We start from the raw sequence: 2854 nt of genomic DNA on the forward strand, positions 1-2854 counted from the left end.
ATCGTCGGTTTCATGTTCGGTCTGTTTTCGTTCATCCGTACGCTGCAGGCACCGAGTGCCCTGTTGATGTTTGCCGTACAGTACAGCATCGTGGCAGACGCCTTCATCTGCATCGTACCGCGTATTATGATCGGTGTCGTAGCCTATGAATTGTACAAGCACCTGAAAATCCGTGAAGTGGCCCGCGTCGCTGTGACCGCTGTTGTCACGACGGTCTGCCATACGGTCATGTTCCTCGGATCCTTTACGGCTATCGTCGGCGTGCCCTACGCCGAAGCACACGGCATTACCCTGGCTAACGTTTTCAATATCATGGCCGGGATCACTGTCGTCAACGGCATTCCTGAAGCCATCGTTTCGGGCCTCATCGTTACGCCGATTGTCATGGCGCTCCATCGCTCCGGCCTGAAAGTACAATAAGTACAGACACATTTCTGCCAGCCCGGCCAGTTACCGGGCTGGTTTGTTTTATATGGCTTTTTCTTCACGTCCGACGGCCTTTGTAGTATAATTTATATATACACTATTGATAAAGGACTATTTCATGAAGACGCTTCTTACGACATTAAATGCTAAATACGTTCAATCATCCCTGGCCCTGCGCTGCCTGCGCACGGCCTGCCTCCATGCCGGACGCACGGATGTAGTAACGGCAGAATATACGATCAATCACAATGCCTATGACATTTTGCGCCATATTTACCAGTTCCATGCAGAAGTCATCGGCTTTTCGTGTTATATCTGGAATATAGAAATGACCTGCCGCATCATCATGCTGATCCGCCAGGTCATGCCCCATGTCTGTATCTTCGTAGGAGGACCGGAAGTATCGTATACTGCCCGGGAAGTCCTCGACGACCATCCCGATATCGACTACGTCCTTCAGGGAGAAGGGGAACGCATCGTACCGGCTTTCCTGCGCGCATTGGAAGAAGGCCGCGACGGTACGGATATTCCCGGCGTCCTGGGCCGTGTGGCAGGGGAGATACGGGGAAATGAAGTGTTTGCCGAAGTAGCGGACCTGGATACCCTGCCTTTTCCCTACGAAGGTGAAGATTTCAGCCAGCTGGCCCATAAAATCATCTATTATGAAAGCTCACGGGGATGCCCGTTCCACTGCCAATACTGCCTGTCCGGCATGAGTGATACGGTCCGGTTCCGCTCCGTGCCGCTGGTCCTGTCTGAACTGGAGCAGTTCGTCGCCGCCGGGGTCCACCAGGTAAAATTCGTGGACCGGACATTCAACTGCAATCCCCGTCATCACCGGCCCCTCATCGAATACATGATTCACGTGCAGAAGCCGGTCAATTTCCATCTCGAGATTGAACCGGGTGTCCTCACCGATGACGATCTGGATCTGCTGGCCCGGGCCCCGAAAGGACGGATCCAGCTGGAAATGGGCATCCAGTCTACATATGAACCGACGCTGAAGGCGATTCACCGCCACAATGACTGGCCCCGCATTACGGCTATCATGAAGAAGCTGACGGCCCTCCATACGATGCACCTCCATCTCGATCTGATCGTCGGGCTGCCTTATGAAGATTATGACCATCTGCAGCAGTCGTTCAACGATATTTATGCATTGCGGCCGGACAAACTCCAGATTGGCTTCCTCAAGCTGCTCAAAGGATCGGGCATCCGCCGCGACTATCCCGATGATTACCGCTATGATCCGTGCGGCCCTTATGAAGTACTGGCCACGACCTGGCTCCCTTATGAAAAGGTGCAGTTCCTGAAAGTGCTGGAAGATGTATTCGAACGGACCTATAATTCAGGAAAATTTTTCTATACCCTGCGTTATCTGGAGCGGTTTTATGCAGACAATATATTCCGGCTCTATGAAGCCATGACCCGGTCCTGGCTGAAAGCCGGCAATGACCGTATCGCCGTGGCCGATAAAGCCCTCTGCCACTTCCTCTGGGATTTCATCTGTCACGATGCCCGTGTTCCCGCACCGGCTCATAGGGTACTAAAGGAATTGTTGTCCCTCGACATGCTGATTACCTTCCGGTTCCGCCTGCTGCCAGACTTTCTCGGCTGGCAGGAAGCGCCACGGAAGGATACGGACCGGCTGTTCCGCGAAGAAGAACGGCTTCGCCCGTATATAGGAAACTACCGGTTTACCAACTGGCGGGATATTAAAATGCGTTATCGCATCTGGCCAGTGTGTGACAGGACGAAAGAAGCCCTGTCCTGCTATCGCCATGCACCAGCCGGTCACGCCTGGATCATCTCCTTCAAAGACGATGAAGGCATATCCTGGCAGATGATGGCGGCAGCAGCGGATGGACGGCAGGAGACAGAAGATACAGGAAAGGATTGTCATGGAACGATATAACGTATACTCTTCTTATTTAAAAGCAACATATGGAGAAAAGGTATATAAACTGCCGATCAGCATTCCCGATACCTGTCCGAACCGGGATGGTACACTGGGAGTGAGGGGCTGCGTTTACTGTGGGTCCATCGGCGCCGGTTATGAAAATCTGCCGGCTTCGGTGACGATTCAGGAACAGATAGAGCAGAATATTGCCCACATCCAGCCGAAATATAAAGCAAAGAAATTCATAGCCTATTTTCAGAATTTTACCAATACCTACCTGCCACCGGAGACATTCCGGGATTACCTGATCCAGGCCTGTCAGCCCGATATCGTCGGTATCGCCGTAGCTACGCGGCCGGACTGCATCAACAAGGTATATCTCGATTATATGGCGGAAATCAAGGAAAGATACGGTGTCGATATCCTCGTCGAATTCGGCCTGCAGACGGCAAACTACAAGACGCTGCAGAAAATCAACCGCGGCCATACGCTGGCAGAATACATTGATGCCATGATGATGATGCGGGA

At 52.3% G+C, this 2854-nt stretch carries 3 protein-coding genes; all 3 read left to right on the forward strand.

Going from position 1 to position 2854, the window contains the following annotated elements; genetic code table 11:
- On the forward strand, positions 1 to 420 hold a 420-nt coding region (locus DBO31_RS03455), incomplete at its 5' end, for an ECF transporter S component (RefSeq protein ID WP_150824449.1).
- A 124-nt stretch (positions 421 to 544) separates the two neighbouring features.
- Positions 545 to 2341, forward strand: a complete 1797-nt coding sequence (locus tag DBO31_RS03460; RefSeq protein ID WP_150824450.1) for a B12-binding domain-containing radical SAM protein — start codon at positions 545 to 547, stop codon at positions 2339 to 2341.
- On the forward strand, positions 2328 to 2854 hold a 527-nt coding region (locus DBO31_RS03465), incomplete at its 3' end, for a radical SAM protein (RefSeq protein WP_200817449.1). The genes DBO31_RS03460 and DBO31_RS03465, both read left to right, overlap by 14 nt.

Source organism: Megasphaera sp. DJF_B143, assembly GCF_900320625.1.
GTDB lineage: Bacteria > Bacillota > Negativicutes > Veillonellales > Megasphaeraceae > Megasphaera > Megasphaera hexanoica.